The following is a 22,428-nucleotide window of genomic DNA, read 5'->3' on the forward strand; positions in this document are numbered from 1 at the left end:
AAGTCGTGCTTGAAGCCTACCGTAAACACGTCGCAGAGCGTGCTGCCGAAGGAGTTGTTCCTAGACCCCTAAATGCTGAACAAGTCGCAGGACTTGTTGAACTGTTGAAAAATCCCCCTCAAGGTGAAGAAGCGTTCATGCTTGATCTCCTTGAAAATCGAATTCCTCCCGGTGTGGATGAGGCCGCTTATGTTAAAGCGGGCTTTTTAACCGCCATAACTAAAGGTGAGGTCTCTTCACCGTTAGTGAGCCGCGCAAAAGCTGCGCAACTACTCGGAACTATGCAAGGCGGTTATAACATCGAGCCGCTAGTCTCATTGCTTGATGATGCAGAGCTGGCACCGATTGCGGCTGATGCACTATCGCGTACTCTACTGATGTTTGATGCGTTCTATGACGTTGAAGAGAAAGCAAAAGCGGGTAATGCACATGCACAAAAAGTGCTGCAATCATGGGCAGACGCGGAATGGTTCCTTTCAAAACCGGCTCTTCAAGAGAAGATCACGCTAACCGTATTTAAAGTTACTGGCGAAACCAATACTGATGATTTGTCACCAGCGCCAGATGCATGGTCACGCCCAGATATTCCAGTGCATGCACTGGCTATGTTGAAAAATGAACGTGAAGGCATTCAACCCGATAAAGCAGGCAGCATTGGCCCTATCACTCAAATCGAAGCTCTAAAAGAGAAAGGCCATCAGCTAGTCTATGTGGGTGATGTGGTCGGTACAGGCTCGTCTCGTAAATCCGCGACTAACTCTGTTTTGTGGTTTATGGGTGACGACATCCCATTTGTGCCTAATAAACGCGCGGGTGGCTACGTGCTCGGCGGTAAAATTGCACCTATCTTCTTCAACACCATGGAAGATGCCGGCGCGTTGCCGATTGAAGTTGACGTTACCAAACTCAACATGGGTGATGTGATTGATGTTTACCCATTTGAAGGCAAAGTGTGTAACCACGACACTGGCGAAGTGCTTGCCACGTTCAAGCTTAAAACCGACGTATTGATTGATGAAGTGCGCGCTGGCGGCCGTATTCCACTGATCGTTGGTCGTGGTTTAACGGATAAAGCACGCGAAGCACTAGGCTTAGAAGCGTCAACAGTATTTCGTCGCCCAGTTGCAGTGGCTGATACAGGCAAAGGTTATACACTGGCTCAGAAAATGGTCGGTAAAGCATGCGGCGTGACGGGTGTTCGTCCGGGGACTTACTGCGAACCTAAAATGACCACGGTTGGATCGCAAGATACCACTGGCCCGATGACACGTGATGAATTGAAAGATTTGGCGTGTCTCGGTTTCTCTGCTGACTTAGTCATGCAATCTTTCTGTCATACCTCGGCTTATCCAAAGCCTGTTGATGTGAATACCCATCATACCTTGCCTGATTTCATCATGAACCGTGGCGGTGTTTCACTGCGTCCGGGTGATGGCGTTATTCACTCATGGCTAAACCGTATGTTGTTACCTGATACCGTCGGTACTGGTGGTGACTCGCATACACGCTTCCCGCTTGGCATTTCATTCCCAGCCGGTTCTGGCTTGGTTGCTTTTGCGGCCGCAACGGGTGTGATGCCACTGGATATGCCAGAATCTGTCTTGGTGCGTTTCAAAGGTGAAATGCAGCCGGGCATCACGCTGCGCGATCTAGTGCACGCGATTCCTTATTACGGGATTAAGCAAGGCCTGCTCACGGTGGCGAAAGCGGGGAAAATTAACGAATTCTCCGGCCGTGTGCTAGAAATCGAAGGGGTTGAGCACTTAACGGTTGAGCAAGCGTTTGAACTTTCTGATGCCTCGGCAGAACGCAGTGCGGCGGGTTGTACGGTTAAATTGTCACAAGCCTCAATTGAAGAGTACCTCAACTCTAACATCACTATGTTGAAGTGGATGATCGCCGAAGGTTATGGTGACCGCCGTACTATCGAGCGTCGTATTACGGCGATGGAAGCGTGGCTAGCCAATCCTGAGTTGATGCAAGCGGATAGTGATGCAGAATACGCACATGTGATTGAGATTGATCTTGCTGAGATTAAAGAGCCGATTTTATGTGCGCCAAATGACCCAGACGATGCGCGCTTACTTTCTGATGTACAAGGTACGCCTATTGATGAAGTCTTCATCGGTTCTTGTATGACCAACATTGGTCACTTCCGTGCGGCAGGTAAATTGCTTGAGAAGTTCAATGGTCAGTTAGATACGCGTTTGTGGGTTGCGCCACCGACTAAGATGGACAAAGATCAGCTTACCGAAGAGGGCTATTACGGCATCTTTGGTCGCGCTGGGGTACGCATTGAAACTCCAGGATGTTCGTTATGCATGGGTAACCAAGCGCGTGTTGCCGATAAAGCGACCGTCATGTCGACTTCGACTCGTAACTTCCCGAACCGTTTAGGGACTGGCGCGAATGTTTACCTTGCTTCGGCAGAGCTGTCGGCCGTGGGTGCCATTTTAGGCCGCATTCCAACACTGGAAGAGTACCTAGAGTACGCGAAGCAGATCAACGCAACTGCAGCTGATACCTATCGCTACCTCAACTTCCATCGTATGGCGCAATACACTAAAAAAGCGGACAGTGTGATTGTCCAGCAAGCGGTGTAAGAGCTATCCAAGCTAACCTCCTAATAAAAAAGCCACCGATTCGGTGGCTTTTTACCATTCTAGCTTCTCACTCAATGCTGAAATAACATTAGATTAAGTTCGATTGGTGGCTGCAATGCTCCGCCAACAATGGCTTGACCCATAATTCATAACGTTGTTCTGTCAATGGAGTTAAAATGAGTGTGAACGTCATATGGTATTCAGTGAAATAGTTATTGCCTGTAAGACAAGCTAAAAACACACGCGACATTACGCGCGGTCATTTCTACATTTTGCGCCGCTTCGGCAAGGGCTGTAGGCAAGTCGACCGAGCGTGGAACGACACTGAATACCGCATCAATGCCATGTGGGTGAACAACGGCGCAGTCTGCTGACAAGCAGCCTGCAATGCCGATCACTGGCACGGAAAAAAGTTTGGCAGTGCGCGCAACACCGATTGGCGTTTTACCGTGAATGGTTTGGCTATCAATGCGTCCTTCCCCAGTGATGACTAAATCGGCATCCTTTACCACATCGCTAAGGTTCACGGCATCCATCACAATTTCAATGCCCGGACGAAGGCTCGCTCCTAGTAGACCAACCAGCGCCGCACCTAAACCGCCTGCCGCGCCAGCACCCGGCATCTCTTTAACATCACGACCTAATTGCGTTTTGATGATGTTTGCATAATGCGCAAGGTTGGCATCAAGTTGCGCGACCATCTCGGGTGTTGATCCTTTTTGTGGGCCAAAGACGTGCGAAGCGCCTTGTACGCCGCACAGTGGATTATCGACATCGCAAGCGACCTCCAGTTTGATGCGGGCTAAACGTGGGTCCAGTAGTGTGAGATCTATCGAGGCCAGTTTTGACAATTCACCGCCACCAAAGCCTAATGGATTGCCATCTGAATCAAGCAGTTGAATGCCGAGGGCTTGCGCCATGCCGAGGCCACCATCGTTGGTTGCACTGCCACCAATGCCGATGATGATGTGTTCAACACCTTGATCGAGCACGGTTTTAATCAGCTCACCAGTACCGTAGCTGGTGGTGTTCATTGGGTTGCGTTGCTCTGGCGGCACCAGGTGTAAGCCCGATGCGGCCGCCATCTCAATGATCGCTGTTTTACCATCACCCATTAAGCCATAAAAAGCCTCGACTTGTTCACCTAGCGGCGCCGTTACGGTTGTGGTAACAATCGATCCATTAGTAGCATCAACCAGTGATTGGACCGTCCCTTCGCCGCCATCGGCCATCGGTAACTTAATGTAGTGCGCATCGGGCAACACTTGTTTGAATCCATTCTCTATCGCGGTGGCGACTTCCATTGCCGTTAGGCTCTCTTTATAAGAATCTGGAGCAATAACAATTTTCATTTTTTAACACCTTAACTGCGTTAAACAAACAGACCAAATACGCCAAAAATCATCACAGAAATGAAGGCAATCACTAAACCTACTGCCGATTCATAAGGAATTAAGGTGAGACGCTCACGAATGTCCATATGTACCGCTCCGCCCGTGGCGTGGAAGAAACTACCGTGTGGCATATGATCAAGTACGGTCGCACCTGAATGGATCATGGCAGCCCCTGCCAGTGCGGGTACGCCTAGTTCGAGTATAGTGGAGCTAAAGACGCTGGAGGCAACGGCTGTACCTGCGGTGGTTGAAGCGGTTGCCAGTGACATCATTGCACCTGAGATCGGTGCAAGCAGGTAAGAAGGCAACCCAGAAGCGGTCAGTACTTCGATTAAACCGCCTTTAAGACCTGAATTGGCGATGATGCCGGCTAAAGTACCAGTACCAAGCAGCATAACCGCAACTGGAGCCATGCGTGTTAAACCTGAAACCGCGAAGTGGTTAGTGTCTGCAAATCGTCCCATCACGACCGCACCGACTAATCCGCCTAATGGGAGTGCAATTAAAGGATCCACATTGATGCCAGCGATAGGGCGTAGTGCGAGTAACACAATCGCCACTAATGGTGCGATGATCGCTGAGCTAAAGCGGGGTAGCCTAGAATGATCCACCGCAACGACTTCACTGGCAGAGACTTTACTTCCTTTATTGACTAAACGTTTGGCAATCAAGTAAGCCACAATAAGCCCGCAGATCCCAGGAATAATACCCGCCGCCATTACAGAAGTAAGTGGCACGTTAAACGCGTCGGCTGCGGCAATCGCATTAGGGTTAGGTGACATTACGTTACCCGCTTTACCGCCGCCAATCATCGCTAGCAGAATGGCCGCCTTGGAGAGATCGGCACGACGAGCGATCGCCAGCGCGATAGGAGATACGGTGATTACTGCCACGTCGACAAACACGCCGACCGCAGTCAAAATTAAGGTTGCTAAGGCCAAGGCAAATAAAGCGCGAGTTTCTCCAACCTTTTTCACTATGGTTTCTGCAATGGAAGTGGCAGCGCCTGATTCAATCAATACACCAGCCAAAATACCTGCTGCAAGAATGCGTAGCACCGCGGTCACAATGCCTTGTGCGCCACCAATCATCAGAGCAACGGTGTCGGTCAGCGATACACCGCCGATCACGCCACCGACCAACGCGCCGATGATCATGCCATAGGCGGGTGGTACTTTTTTTAGAATGAGCGTGATAGCTACGACTAATGCGGCCAGAGCTCCGAGAGTTGAAACTTCAATCATCTTCTATATCCATATTATTTATCAGTGATTGGCTGCAATATAGGGAGCAAAAATAAAAGAGTCTTCAGTCTATTGCACAGATTACTGGCTTTGACACGACTGATTAATTGTGCAAATGCACAATTTTATGTTTTTATTTGAAGCAAGATAAAGCCAAATAAAGGTGAGTAATGTCATTTAACTGATTGAATTTTAAAGCGGTTACTTGCTCCATTTTTTCAAGCCTATAGCGCAAGGTATTACGGTGAATATGCAGTGCTTGGCAAGTTTGATGAACATCGCAGTTTTGCTCAAAATAATGGCGGAGGGTTTTAATTAATATTCCCTTAGTATCATACCGTTCCAGCAGGGTATAAGGTTGGCGTAACTGCTCGCGGCTCCATGGCTCATGCTGTACGCTATTGAGCAGTACAGGTAACTTATCATCTTGATAAAAGAAGACGTCTCCCTGTTTATGATGGGAGGCTTGCATCGTCAACTTGGCGGTTTGATAAGATTGAGCCAGCCCAGAGAGCGTTGGAAAATAATCACCTAGTGCAATTTTGATGGTGAATTTTCCCTCTTTTTTCACTCGCTTCAATAGTTGATTTACTCGTTTAGTTTCGGCCTCTTGTGACCAACCTTTTTCGGTGAGTGAGATGGGTTTTAAAACCACCACTTCGTTGTGAGAAACTGAAATGATCCCCACTAAGTTGTCCCGTTCAGGGTATTCCAGCAGATGCACTAACTGCTGTAAGTGTTCTAGCGATAAGGCGGTGTCGTTATCTGGGATCAATTTGACCACGGCAGCGATACGCGGCTGGGAAAGGTCGAGCCCTAATCGCTCGGCGATTGAATTGAGCTGTGTTTCGTTGAGAGTGGCACCTTGAATTAGTTGTAATAGCAGCTCTTCACGGTGGCGCTTATTCCACTGTACTTGTGCCATCAGTGCGGCTTGTTCAACGATAAGCTCCGCCGTCATTTTGACCAGCTCGCCATAACGGTGAACCTCCGTTGGGTTACCGGAAATTCCAACTACGCCGATCACTCGTTGTTGATAAATGATGGGGAAATTGATGCCGGGTTTAACGCCTTTTAGGTAACTGGCGGTGGCATGATCAATTTCAACCACTCGATTTTCATTGATGGCTAAAATCGCCCCTTCGTGTTTCTGGTGCAAACGAGTGGGATCACCTGAGCCAATAATGCGTCCCTTTTCATCCATTACGTTGACTGAATAAGTGATGATCTTCATCGCTCTTTCTACAATCTGGCGTGCGGTGGTTTCTGTGATCTGCATAATATCAAGTGGTTTCGTTAGCCATAATCACCGATAATAGCAAAGTTATCCGTATCCCCAAGCACCAATATCGAGAACCCGATGGACTACGAATTTAAAAAAAACACCCTAGATGGGAGCTATTACTGCTCTTTTTCGATGGGGCACGAAATTATTGGCCGTTGGCTACAAGAGGAGATCAGCAACGATCTTCCCAAAATAGATCAAGTTATTGCGCTAATGGCAGCATCGAAACGTGCATTTAATCAAGAGCAGACGCTTGAGGGGCAGGAGATCAGCGTGATGATTCTTGCCGATGAGGTCACGGTTCAGGCCAATGTTTTGACGCATGGTGAAGCGCTTGATAGTGACAGTGAGTTTGATTTTTACGATTGTGAAAGCACCGCAAGCTGCGGCATTGATGATTTTGCTTTGATGATCAAGCAGTGGTGCGAATTTGTACGTTACTCACCTGCGGACTTCACTTAGCGCTGCACAAAACTGGTGAAGATTAAACACTTCGCTTTATTTGTGGGAAAGGGTTGCACCTCATTTGTGCAACCCTTTTCTTTTTGGCATAAGAAATGGTTGTAAATCTTTTAAAATCATTAAGTTAAAAAGTTGGCACGCGGCTTGGATTGTATTGATCGTAAACGGACTACTGCTTGTGAGAGGATGCAATGAAACTGATCAACGCGATAATTAAACCATTTAAGTTAGACGATGTGCGTGAAGCTTTGGCCGATGTCGGCATCGAAGGGATGACGGTTTCCGAAGTGAAAGGCTTTGGTCGCCAAAAAGGGCACACCGAGCTCTACCGAGGCGCGGAATATCAAGTCGATTTTCTGCCTAAAGTGAAATTAGAAATAGCGACACAAGCTGAAAATGTCGATCGCGTGATAGAGGCGATCATCAAAGCGGCGCACACCGGAAAAATTGGTGACGGAAAAATTTTTGTGTATGACCTCAGCCAAGCTGTGCGTATTCGTACTGGCGAAATGGACAGTGAAGCACTGTAAAGATTCAAAGGATTGGAGATAACCATTATGGAATTAGCAGCAACGGTAACAGAGCTACGTTACGCACTCGATACGTTTTTTTTCTTGATTTCGGGTGCGTTGGTGATGTGGATGGCAGCTGGCTTTGCCATGCTAGAGGCGGGCTTAGTCCGTTCTAAAAACACCACTGAAATTTTAACCAAAAACTTTTGTTTGTACGCGATTGCCTGTACCACGTATTTAGTGGTTGGTTACAACATTATGTATGTTGATAACGCAGAAGCAGGCTGGCTGCCTTCATTCGGCTCCTTGATAGGTAGCCAAGCAGAAGGGGCGGATCACTCCCTTGAATCAGACTTTTTCTTCCAAGTGGTGTTTGTGGCAACCGCGATGTCGGTGGTTTCTGGCGCTGTCGCTGAGCGAATGAAATTGTGGTCGTTCCTTATTTTTTCCGTCATTTTGACCGCATTCATTTACCCAATGGAAGGCTATTGGACTTGGGGCGGTGGCTTTCTTTCTGCTGCCGGTTTCAGTGATTTTGCCGGCTCTGGTATTGTTCACTTAGCGGGTGCATCGGCGGCGCTAGCTGGGGTCATCTTGTTGGGAGCACGTAAAGGTAAATACGGTAAAAATGGTGAAATTTACCCTATTCCGGGCTCCAACATGCCACTTGCGACTTTGGGTACATTTATCTTGTGGTTTGGCTGGTTTGGTTTTAACGGTGGTTCACAACTAATGCTGTCTGATTTTGAAAACGCGACAGCGGTTGGTCAGATTTTCCTCAACACCAATGCCGCTGCAGCAGCGGGTTCTATCGCGGCTCTATTAGTGTGTAAAACCACTTGGGGTAAAGCGGATCTAACCATGGTGCTTAACGGTGCGTTGGCCGGGTTAGTGGCCATTACCGCTGATCCTCTCTCTCCATCACCATTGTATGCGGTAGCGATTGGTGCTGTAGCGGGTGTGTTAGTGGTGTTTAGCATTATTGCCCTTGATAAAGTGAAAATTGACGATCCTGTGGGCGCAATTTCGGTACATGGCGTATGTGGTTTGTTCGGTTTAATGGTTGTGCCAATCAGCAATACTGATGCGACTTTTGGCGCTCAACTACTTGGAGCCGCAGTAATTTTCGCTTGGGTATTTGGTGCAAGCCTTGTGGTTTGGGGCATTCTGAAGGCAACGATAGGCATTCGAGTTTCGGAAGAAGAAGAATTAGAAGGGATGGATATGCACGACTGTGGGGTGGGGGCCTACCCAGAATTCGTGACAATAAAGTAATATTTCCTTACAGATAACCTACCTAAAAACCTGCCGATTAAGGCAGGTTTTTTTATTGATTGAATTGTTTTTCAATCTATCATCAATATAATAACGAAACTGATAAACATTATCATTACCAATTTTAAAGGGAACTAGAAATGAAGAAACTGCTTACTCTGTCTGCGATGGCATGTAGTGTGATGGCTCCGAGCGCGATGGCGGCAGAGGAGGTCAACGTTTACTCATACCGCCAACCATTTTTGATTGAGCCGATGTTTAAAGAGTTCACTCAACAAACGGGCATTAAAGTGAATGTGAAGTTTGCGAAAGAAGGGATTGCTGAGAAATTGGTACAAGAGGGTGAGTACAGCCCTGCTGACGTGATTTTAACCTCAGAATTTAGCCGTCTTTTTGAGTTATCTGAAAAAGGTTTAGTCCAAGCGGTGGATAACAAAACCATTGAAACTAACATTCCTGCCCAATATCGCGATAGCGCAGATGAGTGGTTTGCACTAACAATACGCACCCGTAGCGTCTACTCATCACGCGATCGCGTAGGCAAGCTGGGTGATGACTTCAACTACGCTGACCTCGCGAAACCTGAATTTAAAGGCAAAATCTGTACTCGTAGTGGTAAGCATCCTTACAACGTGGCGCTGGTTGCGTCCATGATTGCAGAGCAAGGCGAAGCGAGCACTAAAGTTTGGCTTGAAGGTGTCAAAGCAAATTTAGCACGTAAGCCTCAAGGTAATGATCGTGACCAAGTTAAAGCGATTAAAGAAGGTTTGTGTGATGTCTCATTGGGTAATAGCTATTATTTAGGGAAAATGTTAGCTGATGAGAAGCAAAAATCATGGGCTGAAGCCGTCTACATCAACTTCCCCGGCCAGAATGCGCAAGGCACGCACGTTAACGTGAGTGGTATGGCGATGGCGAAGTACGCGCCTAACAAAGAAAACGCAGTTAAGCTGATGGAGTTTTTGACCAGCGATAAAGCACAGCACATGTACGCTGACGTCAACTTTGAATACCCAGTAAAAGCAGGTGTTGAGCGTTCTGCACTAGTCGCTTCATGGGGTGATTTTAAAGCTGACCCACTGCCGCTCGAAAAAATTGCCGACAATCATGCCGCGGCAATTAAGCTGCTTGATGAAGTGAAATTTGACCTTTAATCGGTTCTAGGGGTATAACAGTGCCCCTATTCTATTGAAGGGGCATGAGATGTATTTGCAAACGCATTTATGTGTCAGTAAGCCTTATTGTAATTAGGCAATGAAAGAAAAAAATACATTATGGAAAACCAGTAGTGCCAGTGTCACTGTGCTACTGGTTTTGCCGATCTTAGCCATCTTTATTACCGCTGCGGGACAAAGTGATGAGGTTTTTTCTCATCTCATGTCAACAGTGATGCCCACCTATACCTTTAATACCGTCGTATTAACGTTCAGTGTGATGGGGCTTTCTTTGCTATTTGGCATTCCCACTGCTTGGTTAATGGCGATGTGTAAGCTGCCTACCGAACGCATTTTACAATGGGCTTTGGTGTTACCACTTGCGATGCCCGGCTATATTATCGGTTACATCTTTACCGGTTGGTTTGACTACGCAGGCCCAGTGCAAGTGTTACTTAGAGATCTTACTGGCTGGGGCGCAGGTGATTACTGGTTTCCCGACATTCGCAGTTTGGGCGGGGCAAGCATTGTGCTTGCGCTGGTGCTTTATCCATATGTTTACCTACTGTGCCGTGCTGCATTCATGGAACAAAACGTCTCCTTATTGCAATCCGCTCGTCTATTAAAATGCTCTCCGTGGCAGAGTTTTCGTCTGATTTCACTACCGCTTGCACGGCCCGCGATGGCGGTTGGCCTCTCCTTAGTGGCGATGGAAACGGTGGGTGATTTTGGTACGGTGAGTTACTTTGCCGTTAATACCCTAACGACTGCGGTGTATGACACTTGGCTCGGTTATTCTAATTTGAATGCGGCAGCGAAAATATCCGCCATCATGTTGGTGATTGTATTATTACTGCTGAGCGCAGAGCGCTATAGCCGTCGTAAACAGAAATTATTTCAAAGCCAATTTAACAGCCATGAAGATTTTCGCTATCAGTTGCAAGGGTGGAAAAAATGGGCCGCTTTGTGTTGGTGTTGGGGGCTAGTTGCGCTCGCATTTCTTCTGCCTTTATTGCAGTTGGCCTCATTCGCTTATCACTATTTTGCGAAAAGTTGGACTTCGGAGTTTCAAGACTTTGCGATAAATAGCTTAACGGTTTCGTTGGCGACAGCGCTGGTGGCGGTGTTGATTGCTTTGGTAGTGAATTTTTGCCATCGGTTGAATGCCAACGGGGTGACTTTAGCCTTTATGCGCTTGTCTTCTATGGGTTATGCGGTTCCTGGAACCGTGCTAGCGATTGGTGTGATGGTTCCGGTGCTGTTTATGGATCATTGGGTCAATGATGTTGCTAAAGCGATGCAATGGGGGCGACCGGGTCTTATCTTTTCTGGTTCGATGTTTGCTATTATTTTTGCTTTAGTGGTGCGTTTTTCGGCCGTGGCGATTGGTAGCATAGAAAGTAGCCTCAATAAAGTCTCACCTTCTTTGGATATGGCGGCTCGAACTATGGGTTATCGATCGAACGCTATGCTGTGGCGAGTTCATCTGCCATTGATCCGCCGTGGTACGCTTATCGCTGGGTTGTTGGTGTTTATTGAGTCAATGAAAGAGCTGAATGCCGCTTTGTTATTGCGTCCGTTCAATTTCGAAACCTTGGCGACCTATGTTTATAACTACGCATCGGATGAACAATTAGAAGTGGCTGCTTTGCCTGCGATACTCTTGGTCGCGGTTGGTTTAATTCCACTTATCGTCGTTAACCGTTCACTGGAGCAAAATCACTGATGAGTTGTGCGCTGTCTATCCATGATTTGACTTGCAAATATGAAAACCAAACGGTTTTACAATCACTGTCGCTGGAAGTCAAACAGGGAGAAATCGTCTGTTTATTAGGAGCAAGTGGTTGTGGGAAAACGACCTTATTGAAAGCTATTGCGGGTTTGCTGCCGCTTAGCTCTGGGGTGATGAGCCTTAATTGTGTGACGATTGACGATGGTCAACATTGGTTGCCACCGGAAGCGCGAAACATAGGGATGATTTTCCAAGATTATGCGCTATTTCCTCACTTAACTGTTGCGGAAAATATCGCGTTTGGATTGCGTCAACTCTCTCAAACCGAGCGCAAAGCAAAAGTCGAAGAGATGTTGGCATTAGTGCATTTAGCGGAGCTGGGGGATCGTTATCCTCATCAACTATCAGGTGGGCAGCAGCAGCGAGTGGCGATTGCTCGCTCCTTGGCGTATAAACCGGATCTGCTACTGCTTGATGAGCCGTTTTCCAACATCGATACCCAAGTTCGCCATGAGTTGATCGGTGAAATTCGCAACATTTTTAAAAAGCAGGGTGTGACGGCTATTTTTGTGACCCATAGCCGCGAAGAAGCTTTTGCTTTTGCTGATAAAATGGCGGTAATGAACCACGGTGTCATTGAGCAATATGGCACCGCATCAGAGCTGTACTACCAACCGTCGAGTAAATTTGTGGCCGATTTCTTGGGTGGTGGAAGTTATTTAAGCGCCAAACGAATTTCAGAATGGCAATTTGAGACCGATTTAGGTGTGGTTGACGCCAAAGCTCAGCAACCCATTGAGCTTGAAGCCAAATGCGAATTACTACTGCGGCCACAACACATTCAAATTAGTGCGCAACAAGAGAGCAAAGTCCGCGTGTTAGAGCAGCAATTTATGGGCGATCACTGCCGTTATGTGATTGATGCGTATGGCAGTAAGTTGCTGGCGAGTTCTTCACAGCCGTTGAGCGTTGGGCAAAATGTTGCAGTCAGCATTGATACGCAAGGTGTGTTGGCTTTTTAAAAAAAGCCCGGCATGACGCCGGGCAAGTGTTCTTCATCGATATACCTACAACCTCTTCATACTGTGCGGGTATAGCGACTCAAATTTGAGTCTAAGTGGGTAAAAGCTATAACGATAGAAAATCTTTCACCTGTTGAAGAACACGTTCTGCAGTGTCTTTATCCGCCATTTCGGCAAAAATGCGTAGCAATGGTTCAGTGCCAGAGAAACGAGCAATAACCCAGCCGCCGTTTTTAAAGTAGACTTTGGCTCCGTCTTCGTAACTGACTTTCTCAATCTCATAATCAAATTGAGGCAACTGTTTCTCAACGTAAATTTTGTTATACAACGACTCTTTTTGTGCGGCTTTAAATTTGCAGTCACCTTCTGCGGTGTAGGCGTAACCGTATTTCGCGTAAATTTCCCCCAGTAATTCGGAGAGTTTTTTACCTGTCACGCTGATCATTTCAACCAACAAACTCGATGCAAAAACCCCATCTTTACCTTTGATGTGTCCACGAATGGTTAAACCGCCGGAGCTTTCACCACCAATTAGTGAATCATCCGCTTCCATTTGTGAGCTGATGTGCTTAAAGCCAACGGGGACTTCAAAACTTTTCTCATCGTGGTCAGCGGCAATTTTATCCAGTAAGTGGGTGGTGGCGATGTTACGCACCACGGATCCTTTCCAGCCCTTATATTCAAGCAGGTAGTAGTAAAGCAGGATCAGTACTTCATTAGGATGGATGAAGTTGCCTTTCTCATCAATAATACCAAGTCGGTCTGCATCGCCGTCGGTACCTATCCCAATATCGTAACCTTCTGCGGCTACTAAATGTTTGAGACGATAAAGAGTCGCTGCATTAGGGGAAGGCATTAAACCGCCAAAATCGGGGTTTTTGCCATCATTGATCACATCCACATCGCAGCGGCCATTGATCAGAACCGTCTGCAATGCATTTTTCGCGACGCCAAACATAGGGTCAATCAACACACGTAGGTTGGCTTTTTTGATCGCTTCAATGTCGATAAAGTTGATGATTGAATCGACAAACTCATTCATTGGATTGATGATGACGATCGATTTATCTTGCAGCGCTTGTTCAAATTCGACGTGTTTTACATCGGCAAGCGTCAGTGACGTGATTTGTTGTTCAATCTTTTGCGTGATCACCTCATCAGCGTCTCGCCCACCTTCAATGAACACTTTGATGCCATTGTAGTCCGCAGGGTTGTGGGATGCCGTAATACACGCCGAATAGGCGCAATTCATCTCTTTGGCCTTGAACATCACAATAGGGGTAGGAACAAACTTATCGATAAAACTTACCACCACGCCATTCGCTGCTAAGACTTGCGCAAACCAACGTGCGGCTTTGTCAGAAAGAAAGCGGCGGTCGTAGCCGATAACGAACCCGTTGTTAGCCACATTTTCATGGTTAATGATGTTGGCAAGTGATTGAGCCACTAGACAGACGTTGTCTTTGGTAAACTCTTCACCAATAAAGGCGCGCCAGCCACCTGTACCAAATTTGATCATAATAAAATCCTTGTGGGACGAATGTTGAGCCTCAGCTCCTTCGTGCTGAGGCTCAAATCGCGTTAACCGAGAATAACCACTACATCGTTGACAGTGCCTTGTGCCATGACAGGAATCACGCCTTCTACTGCTTCGCCATTCACTGTGATTGTTTTCACCCCTTTACTGACGGAGTTCGGGTTTTGCACTGTGATGTTGTAAGTCGCGCCGCGCCATTGGCGAGTGACTTCAAAACCAGGCCAATTGGTAGGAATGCATGGGTCTACGACGAGGCCATCAAAACCTACACGAACACCCAAAATGAAGTTGGTGACGGCAAAGTAGGCCCAACCAGACGTACCTGTTAACCATGGATGGTTTGCACGGCCGTGATCTTGGTGATCTCGTCCCATAATGAACTGCACGTATGAGTAAGGTTCGGCAACGCGCTTTTCAATAATGTCGTTTTGGTTATAAGGGTTTAATGCGTCGTAGAACTTCATGGCTCGATCACCACGGCCAAGCTTCGTTTCTGCAACCCATGCCCAAGGGTTTGGATGTGAGAAAATAGCGCCATTTTCTTTAACACCTTGATAAACACGAGTAACGAAACCGATATCATCATTAGGGGTAGAGAAGGAAGGTGCGTTCAGATGTAAGCCGTATTCGGAGAATAGATTCTCATCAACGGCGTCCATCGCTTTTTCACCACGCTCTTGCGACACTGCGCCCGATAAGACGGCGAGTGTGTTTGATTCAAGGTGAACTCGACCTTCGGTTTGCTGAGCAGTTCCTATCTTGTCGCCATTTTTCGTCAGGCCACGGATATACCAGCCACCTTCTTCATCCCAAAGGTGAGTTTCACAAGCTTCACGTACGTTCGCCGCCATTTCGGTATATTTCGCAACGTCCTCTGCATTGTCACGGTATTTTGCAAGGTCGATAAACTCTTGCAGCGCCCAAAAGTGGAGGAAAGAAACCATAGATGATTCGCCACCACCTAAGTTCAAGCAGTCGTTCCAGTCAGCGCGTAAGCCTTTGCAGATACCTGTTTGCCCTACGTATTCTGCCGAGAAGTTAAGCGCCGCCTTCATGTGCTCGTAAACCGTTGCATTGCCACCATCGGCGTAAGGGATCACTTCATCAAAGAAGGATGTTTCACCTGTTTCCATCACGTATTTACAGATGGTTGGAACGAGCCAGAGATGATCGTCAGAACACGTATCTTCAATGCCGTGGATCTTATCTTCATCACTTGGTGTTGGTACAACGGTTGGCGATTTTGATGGTTTGACATCCGCTTTTTCTGGATCAAACCAGTCAGGATCAAATAGGTGTAGGCCATAGCCCGCTTTGACTTGACCACGAAGCAGATCAACCAAGCGTTTACGGGTCATCTTCGGGTTTGCGTGCGGTACTGAAATGGCATCTTGCGCCGTATCACGGTAACCAAGGCCAGTACGACCGCCCACTTCAATGAAAGAGGCAAAGCGAGACCACACCACACACGTTTCCGCTTGATAAAGCGTCCAAGTGTTGATCATGGTATCAAGGCCTTCATTCGGTGATTTTACTTGGAATTTCGCACAACGTTCATCCCAATGCGCTTTGACCCCAGCAAAAGCGGCATCGACATTAGCCAAGTCTTGGTACTTAGCACGCAAACGCGCGCCATTGCCTTTACCAATTCCCAAAATATAAGCAAAGCGAACTTCTTCACCCGGTTGGATCACAAATTGTTTGTGCAGCGAACCGCAATGGTTGTAGCAGGTTTGCGCGCTGTTCGAGCAGTGACCACGTTCTACTGCAATGGGATTGGCTTCGTCACGATACAAGCCAAGGAAGGTATCGCGTTGTCCATCATAAGAGTCTGGATCAAACGTCGAGGCTAAGTAGTAAAAGCCTTCGAAATCATTGGTGTTGTAGTAAAGATCGTACTCAATCACACCCGCGTGATAAGCGGTACCTGCAGAGTAAAGCGACATCTGATGGTTTTGGTTATCGGATTGAATGTGACTAAAAGAGAATTCAACAAACGAAAAAGCGCTGATAGTGCGAGTCTCTGTGGAATCGTTTTTAATGACGACATCCCAAATTTCAGCATCTTCGCCTTTCGGTACAAAGAGAGTTTTAGTGGCAGTAATGCCGCTGTATTCACATTTGAATTTGGAGTAAGAGAGGCCGTGGCGGACTTCATACTTCGCTTCTTCTAAGCTTTTTGCTACGGGTTGCCAAGAAATAGACCAATAGTCGCCAGTTGCATCGTCACGTAAGTAAACATAGTGCCCCGGGCGATCAAAAGAAGCGTTCGGGCGAAATTTGGTAACACGGTTATATTCTGGTGAATTGTAAAAAGAGTAACCGCCCGCGTTATGAGAGATCACGGTGCAGAATTTTTCTGTCCCTAAGTAGTTGGTCCAAGGCGCTGGAACGTCAGGGCGTGTGATGACATATTCACGATTGTCGTTATCGAAATAGCCGTATTTCATTGTCATTTCCTTTTAAACAAACTGCGTCTTTTGCAGCCAAAAATTATGCTAGTGAAAACCAAGGAGAGGTAATGCCGACTCCAAGTGTTGTGTTTATTTCCATGGTGCTCGGTAACGGATGCCTTGCTTGTCCAACATAGGCAGATGTCCTTTGAGCCGTGACAGATAATCTTGCCAATCACGATGCACTTTATGGGTCCATCCTGCTTCGGCGAGTGCAGTTAAGCGTGGGTAAATCATGTATTCCATACGCTGTGGGTTATTGATTAATTCACACCATAAAGCGCACTGAATACCGAGAATTCGCTTACGGAGTGGATCGTTTTCGGGCACTTCGGCTAAGGGTTCATAGCGATAGGCTTTTTCTAATGGGGTGACACCAGCCCAGTCAACGCCCGGTTCTTCTGGTGCATAATCTTGAGCAATATCCAGATACGTGTACTGACCGGGTTGTAAAATCACATCAAACCCCTGTTTCGCGCAGTTCAATGCCGCCGCTTCAGAAAGCCAAGAGTAGATAACAGTATCTTTACTGACCTTATTGCCATGATGCGCTTCTTCCCAGCCGACCATGCGTTTGCCAAGCGTACGCAGTTTTTGTTCGGCATAACGTAGTAAGTGTCCTTGTAATTCTTTGGCCTCGGTATAGCCATTATCAGCCATCAGTTGTTGACATTTAGGGCTGTTAATCCAGACCCCATCGGGCACTTCGTCGGCACCAATATGGATAAAGGGGGATGGAAATAGCTCAGAGACTTCTTGCAAGACGATATCTAAGAACTCATACGTACCTTCAAGGGCGGGGGAGAGGACGTTATCGTTATAATATTGAATGCTGCGATAGTGTGATTGATCCTCTTTATCGGCCAGCAGATGAGGCAGAGATTTGATCGCGGCGCGGCAATGTCCGGGAACATCAATTTCAGGGATCACTGTGATACCACGCTCTTGAGCGTATGCGATAACCTCTTTGATCTCTTGTTGTGTATAGAAACCACCGTGGCGCTGCGTTAACAAGCTGTATTGAGGTTCGAGCACTTCATCAACTCCTCGCCATGCACCGATGTCGGTGAGTTGTGGCAGTGCTTTAATTTCGATACGCCATCCTTCGTCATCGGTCAAATGCCAATGGAACGTATTGAATTTGTAATGCGCTAATTGGTTAATAAGCCGCTTAACTGTCTCGATTCCATGAAAATGGCGCGCACAATCGAGCATCATGCCTCGGTACTTAAAGCGTGGCGCATCACTGATTTTGACGCAGGGGACTAACCACGATTGATCTTGAACTTGAATCAACTGCAACAGGGTCGCGCTAGCATACATAAAGCCTTGATGGCCACTCGCCTCTAAGCGAATGCCGGTACGATCGACGTTGAGTTGATACGCGCCCTCGTCAAAGGTCGGGTTAGTGCGGTAGATAATATCAGCGCTGCCAATGGGTTTGGGCTGAAAATCAAATATACGGTTGAGTTCCTGTTGTAACCAAGTCGCAGCTTGCTCAGCGCACGTGGATTGCAAGGTAATCTGGCTCGAAGTCGTTAAGGTGCAATGCCCTGTGCCGGATTCAATCTTGTTTGGTAATGGAATGAGACTGAGGCTCGCGGCTTCTGTTGCGGGTATTTCACTGCGCTCACGATAAGGCGAGGCGAGAGCAATCGGAGTTACGATCACATCATGACGTTCGAGCGGTTGCTCACCATTGCATTGAACAAAAGCGTGCTTTACGCCATCAGTGTAAAAATGGAAAGGGGCGGTTTTGATGCTAAATTCACAGTAAAAATGCGAGTTTGCAGCAAGCACGGTCATATCTGGCGTTAATGAGCAGAAACTGCCTATTTGCACTACGTTGCCATGGGTGATGCTGTCTGGCTGAATGAAGCGATCAATCACAAAATGTAACGACCAGTCTTTTAGGTCTTGATCGCTTAAGTTATGGAACGTTAAACCAAAACGGCAAAATTGCTTCTGTTCTGAGAGTACCGCAAAGTCAATTCGATAGCTCATAGTGATTCCTTAATACAAATTATGCTCGGCTTTGCCGGCAAACATAATCGCGCCTTCGATAGCGTCGAATTGAGGTTGAACAATCCACTGCTGTACCGGTGGAGAAAGCCAATACAAGATACGCTCTGCAATGCTACCCATGAGGCAGATCCGCTTGGCTCCTTTGTTATGAAGAGCGACAAGAAATATTTCGATGTCTGCCGCGGTTTGTTTGAGAAGCTCTATCGCCAGCGCATCACCTTGTTGCGCTAGAGAAAAAATAACGGGAGAGAACTGGCCATAGTCTCGTGGGAGTGCGTTTTTTGACCATTCGACAATCTGATCAACATCGTGGTTAAAATGTTGCATCACATGAGCGCTTAATAATGAAGGCTCGCCGATGCCATCTGCAATGAGCAGCACGCGCTGGATTAGGCGTAAACCCATGATGGCACCACTGCCTTGATCGGATATGGGAAACTCTCGTCCACCCAGCACATGCTGCTGCCCGGCGTGTAAAAATAGGCCACAAGAGCCCGTTCCCGCGATCATAATTGCGCCATCGTCGCCATTATGAGCACCAATACACGCACCGTAAGCATCTGTGTTGAGCGTTAGTGAAGCAAAAGGATGTGTCTGAGACATAAACGCATGCCATGCGGATTTTTGTTCTGCGCCAGCCAGAGCAAGACCCACGTGCATCTGAGCAAAATTCTCTTTCGTCAGCCCGCTTTGGTGCGCCGCTTGAGTAATTGCATCAATGATCGTCTGCATGGCAAGTTCCACACCCAATAAAATATTGGCGCTACCGCTTTTCGCTTCACCTAACAGCGCGCCTTGCTCGTTGCGGATGCGTGCGCGACATGATGTGCCGCCTCCATCAATACCGACATAATAAAAGGTCATGATTGCCTCTCTAAGTCTGGTGTTGAGAAGTGGCAAAACTGGGTTGTGATGGCCAGCAGATACCAAGCACCATGAGGAATCCATTGCTCAGCCCAACGCCAGTTTTGCAGCATGTCATCCTTCTGTTTCGCTGGGTTAAAAGCGATATCTTCTTCATCTTCAAAACCGCCTGTAATGCCATTACACACTCCCCCTTTGGCGTTAAAAAAGCCCAAATGGGGTAGGTAGTCTGGATTGTTGCGACCGTGCCCATCGAGCATGCACATATCGTATGGATTTAATCCGATAATCCAGTTCAATGCATTTTGTGCAAAGGTGGTTAAAGGGGCATGCAGATCTGCGTTGACGAAGGCTTGGGCGCGATAAGCCATACACGCGAGCGATCCTAAACGCGCATTTTCGCCTTGCCACCAGTAGCCGGATTCATTGTCGTGAGCGACAAAAAATGCGCAGCGTTTGTCGCCATTCACAGGTTTTACATATTGGCGTGGGTAGCCAAATGGGTTACTGACTTGATGAGTGATAGTGAGCTCAAAGCGGCAAGCATTCTCAATCACTTGAACGACCGATTGTTTGCGGTGTTCTTCTGTTTCAATCTCGAGATATTCGCACAGTGCAATCACTGGTAGTCCAGCTTCGGCGGCGTGATAATAAGGACGAGTGGCATCACTATTGGCTGCCCAATAATGAGCGATGTTAGCGTCGCTGTGTTGATAAGCGCATAACCTTTGTGCCCAAAGACGACACTCAACCAGATAATTTGCTTGATGAGTTGAGCGGTAGAGTTCAACCGATGCAAGCAGAGCGCAATAGGCATCAATGATGTTTTCTTGGCCATCGTCGAGATAGCGCGTGTTATTTTCTTTTAAATGCCAGTAACCATGCTCCGCCGCTGTTAAATAGTGTTCTGAGGTGAAATCACCGTGAACATCTAAACGTGCTGCCACCGCAAGAGCGGCAATCGCAATGCCTCCCCCTTGACGAAATCCGGCTTGATAATCGTCAGACTTGTGGCCTGATTGAGTGGCATAGGCGCAGATCTCTCGCTGCTTAATGTCCTTGCTCCATTTGTCAAAGACCGTTGTATAAAAGAACCCCTCGGAGTTTTGCATGCGGATCAGAAAATCAGCACCAAATAACGCCTCTTCCTTAAGGCGAGTGCGAGAAAATGCAGCAAAACTCGAGTGATGTTCTAGTTGTGCCAATCCCTTTAGCATATTCCAAACCACCATTGGGGTTTGTTGAGGGTTTAAATAGTTGGCGTAAGAAAGGTGACTCAGATACTTACTGACGTCACCGGAAGCGTCGTACCAGCCACCGTGTACATCGGCAGTGGTTGATGTACCAAGCAGTGGTACGAGCTTATCTTGCTGATCGAAAATGCCACCACAACGTTGTGATTTGAAGTAGTGCAATACATCAGAAAACGTTTTTTTCATCAGTATCCCTTCACCAATTTCAAAAATAGGGGAGTGGGTATTTTCAAAACGCAGGTAATACTGCCCTGAAGTGGTGTATTGAGAAAAGTCGATCGTGTAAAAGCTACCTAAATGCCAATGTGCGACTTTAGCTTGTGGTTCAACAACGAAAGTCGACACCGTTTGATGGCTGTTTGCACAAACAAGCAGGGCGATATCGGAAGAAACACGGAGCGTGTTACTCATTAGTATCGCCTGTTTTGGCCCTTGTGGCTCATAACCAATATGGTTAATCAGTAGCAGCATTAAACATCTCCAAGCCAGATCTTTGATTTCTCGTCAGCACTCAACCCGTCGGGGGCGTGTGCTGACTTTGTTTTATATTTTTACCTAAGGTATTGAAACCGATGAGGTTATGTCAGCGGCTTCAATACATTAAGGTGTGCGTTAGTGATTATTCAAATAAGTAACAACGAACAAAGTGGTTATCAGACAACTGAGTCACCGCTGGAAGTTGTTCACGACATTTGTCACTCGCCTGCATGCATCGACCAGCAAAAGGACAGCCTGTTGATACCGGGGTCCAAAGTGGAATTTCGCCTTTGTTCCCTTTGAGCTTCTCGTGTATCGATTTACTAGGATCGGGCACTGCGGAAACCAATAGTTGAGTATATGGGTGCTGAGGATCGTGAATAATCTCTTCAGTATCGCCCCATTCCACCATATGTCCGACGTACATGACGGCTAAGTCTTCGGCGATGTAGCGTGCGGTGGCGATGTCGTGCGTGATATAAAGCAGCGACATCTGCTTTTCAAACTTCATCTCTTCCATCAGGTTGAGAACACCCGCACGAATCGACACATCCAACATGGAGGTTGGTTCATCAGCCAGTACCACTTCGGCACCAACCGCGATATTACGCGCTAAGTTGACACGTTGACGCTGTCCACCAGACAACTGGTGCGGATATTTCGCGGCTGTTTCTTTTGGTGGAATAAGGCCGACTTGTTCCAGTAAATCGTGAACGCGTTCTTCTAACTCTCTCTTATTACCTGACGTCACTTTTTTATGGATAAGCAGTGGACGAGCAATATGATGAAAAATGGTATGAGTTGGGTTGAGTGAGCCAAACGGATCTTGCCATACCATCTGGACGCCTTCGCGATAGTGCATCAGGTCACTGCGTGAAGTGATGTCTAAAATATCGCGTCCTTTGTATTCAATTACACCGGATGTTGGGGCGTACATTTTGGCAATCATTTTAGCGGTTGTTGATTTGCCAGAGCCTGATTCACCCACGACAGCCAAGCCGCGGCTTTTGAACATTTTGAACGATACGTCGTTGATCGCTCGCATCATAGGTTGTTTTAGGGTGTTACTGTTGATTGGAAAATCTTTAACTAGATTTTTCCCCTCAACCAGTAATTCACCGAAATTTTTGCTCATA

General features: G+C 47.2%; 16 protein-coding genes. 7 read left to right on the forward strand and 9 right to left on the reverse strand.

Annotated elements, in window-relative coordinates; all coding sequences use genetic code 11:
- The first annotated feature begins 5 nt into the window (after window positions 1-5).
- A complete protein-coding gene (gene acnB / locus AACV20_RS07355) occupies window positions 6-2,603 on the forward strand; it encodes a bifunctional aconitate hydratase 2/2-methylisocitrate dehydratase (protein ID WP_017045872.1) in 2,598 nt (865 codons plus the stop codon).
- 212 nt (window positions 2,604-2,815) lie between these two features.
- Here the strand turns inward: acnB and AACV20_RS07360 are convergent, their stop codons facing one another.
- The 3 genes from AACV20_RS07360 to AACV20_RS07370 form a co-directional block, all read right to left on the reverse strand.
- The gene (locus tag AACV20_RS07360; RefSeq protein WP_170907050.1) at window positions 2,816-3,955 is read right to left on the reverse strand and encodes a glycerate kinase; all 1,140 of its coding nucleotides are present in this window, start codon (window positions 3,953-3,955) and stop codon (window positions 2,816-2,818) included.
- Between the two features lie 20 nt (window positions 3,956-3,975).
- Window positions 3,976-5,241 (reverse strand): GntP family permease, encoded by a 1,266-nt coding sequence (locus tag AACV20_RS07365; RefSeq protein ID WP_013857655.1) that lies wholly within the window; start codon window positions 5,239-5,241, stop codon window positions 3,976-3,978.
- 133 nt (window positions 5,242-5,374) lie between these two features.
- Complete coding sequence (locus AACV20_RS07370; protein WP_170907051.1) at window positions 5,375-6,520, reverse strand: sugar diacid recognition domain-containing protein; 1,146 nt, start codon at window positions 6,518-6,520, stop codon at window positions 5,375-5,377.
- A gap of 81 nt (window positions 6,521-6,601) precedes the next feature.
- Here AACV20_RS07370 and AACV20_RS07375 point away from each other — a divergent pair, with 81 nt between their 5' ends.
- From AACV20_RS07375 to AACV20_RS07400, 6 genes are all read left to right on the forward strand, one after another.
- The gene (locus tag AACV20_RS07375; protein WP_010317535.1) at window positions 6,602-6,988 is read left to right on the forward strand and encodes a YacL family protein; all 387 of its coding nucleotides are present in this window, start codon (window positions 6,602-6,604) and stop codon (window positions 6,986-6,988) included.
- A 191-nt stretch (window positions 6,989-7,179) separates the two neighbouring features.
- On the forward strand, window positions 7,180-7,518 hold the full coding sequence (locus AACV20_RS07380) for a P-II family nitrogen regulator (RefSeq protein WP_010317537.1): 339 nt from the start codon (window positions 7,180-7,182) through the stop codon (window positions 7,516-7,518).
- 27 nt (window positions 7,519-7,545) lie between these two features.
- Window positions 7,546-8,775 (forward strand): ammonium transporter, encoded by a 1,230-nt coding sequence (locus AACV20_RS07385; RefSeq protein ID WP_026028234.1) that lies wholly within the window; start codon window positions 7,546-7,548, stop codon window positions 8,773-8,775.
- A gap of 140 nt (window positions 8,776-8,915) precedes the next feature.
- The gene (locus tag AACV20_RS07390) at window positions 8,916-9,929 is read left to right on the forward strand and encodes a Fe(3+) ABC transporter substrate-binding protein (protein WP_013857651.1); all 1,014 of its coding nucleotides are present in this window, start codon (window positions 8,916-8,918) and stop codon (window positions 9,927-9,929) included.
- 100 nt (window positions 9,930-10,029) lie between these two features.
- Window positions 10,030-11,655, forward strand: coding sequence for an ABC transporter permease (locus AACV20_RS07395; protein WP_170907052.1), 1,626 nt, complete (start codon window positions 10,030-10,032; stop codon window positions 11,653-11,655).
- Window positions 11,655-12,683: an ABC transporter ATP-binding protein gene (locus AACV20_RS07400; RefSeq protein WP_017048375.1), complete on the forward strand. Its 1,029-nt coding sequence runs from the start codon at window positions 11,655-11,657 to the stop codon at window positions 12,681-12,683. Before AACV20_RS07395 ends, AACV20_RS07400 begins: the two co-directional genes overlap by 1 nt.
- Window positions 12,684-12,789: 106 nt before the next feature.
- On the opposite strand, the gene AACV20_RS07405 is transcribed toward AACV20_RS07400, so the two are convergent.
- The 6 genes from AACV20_RS07405 to AACV20_RS07430 form a co-directional block, all read right to left on the reverse strand.
- The gene (locus tag AACV20_RS07405) at window positions 12,790-14,202 is read right to left on the reverse strand and encodes a phosphoglucomutase/phosphomannomutase family protein (RefSeq protein WP_170907053.1); all 1,413 of its coding nucleotides are present in this window, start codon (window positions 14,200-14,202) and stop codon (window positions 12,790-12,792) included.
- Between the two features lie 62 nt (window positions 14,203-14,264).
- On the reverse strand, window positions 14,265-16,670 hold the full coding sequence (locus AACV20_RS07410) for a GH36-type glycosyl hydrolase domain-containing protein (protein WP_170907054.1): 2,406 nt from the start codon (window positions 16,668-16,670) through the stop codon (window positions 14,265-14,267).
- Window positions 16,671-16,763: 93 nt separating this feature from the next.
- The gene (locus AACV20_RS07415; RefSeq protein WP_019283250.1) at window positions 16,764-18,677 is read right to left on the reverse strand and encodes a beta-N-acetylhexosaminidase; all 1,914 of its coding nucleotides are present in this window, start codon (window positions 18,675-18,677) and stop codon (window positions 16,764-16,766) included.
- A gap of 9 nt (window positions 18,678-18,686) precedes the next feature.
- Window positions 18,687-19,562 carry an N-acetylglucosamine kinase gene (locus AACV20_RS07420; RefSeq protein WP_170907055.1) on the reverse strand — a complete coding sequence of 292 codons (876 nt, stop codon included), beginning with the start codon at window positions 19,560-19,562 and terminating at the stop codon, window positions 18,687-18,689.
- The gene (locus AACV20_RS07425; RefSeq protein ID WP_017049769.1) at window positions 19,559-21,286 is read right to left on the reverse strand and encodes a glycoside hydrolase family 9 protein; all 1,728 of its coding nucleotides are present in this window, start codon (window positions 21,284-21,286) and stop codon (window positions 19,559-19,561) included. The genes AACV20_RS07420 and AACV20_RS07425 overlap by 4 nt, the downstream gene beginning before the upstream one ends.
- A 148-nt stretch (window positions 21,287-21,434) precedes the next feature.
- The gene (locus AACV20_RS07430; protein ID WP_013857643.1) at window positions 21,435-22,427 is read right to left on the reverse strand and encodes an ABC transporter ATP-binding protein; all 993 of its coding nucleotides are present in this window, start codon (window positions 22,425-22,427) and stop codon (window positions 21,435-21,437) included.
- Window position 22,428 lies beyond the last annotated feature (1 nt).

Origin of the sequence: Vibrio sp. B4-6 (genome assembly GCF_963888245.1) — a bacterium.
GTDB classification, from domain to species: domain Bacteria; phylum Pseudomonadota; class Gammaproteobacteria; order Enterobacterales; family Vibrionaceae; genus Vibrio; species Vibrio anguillarum.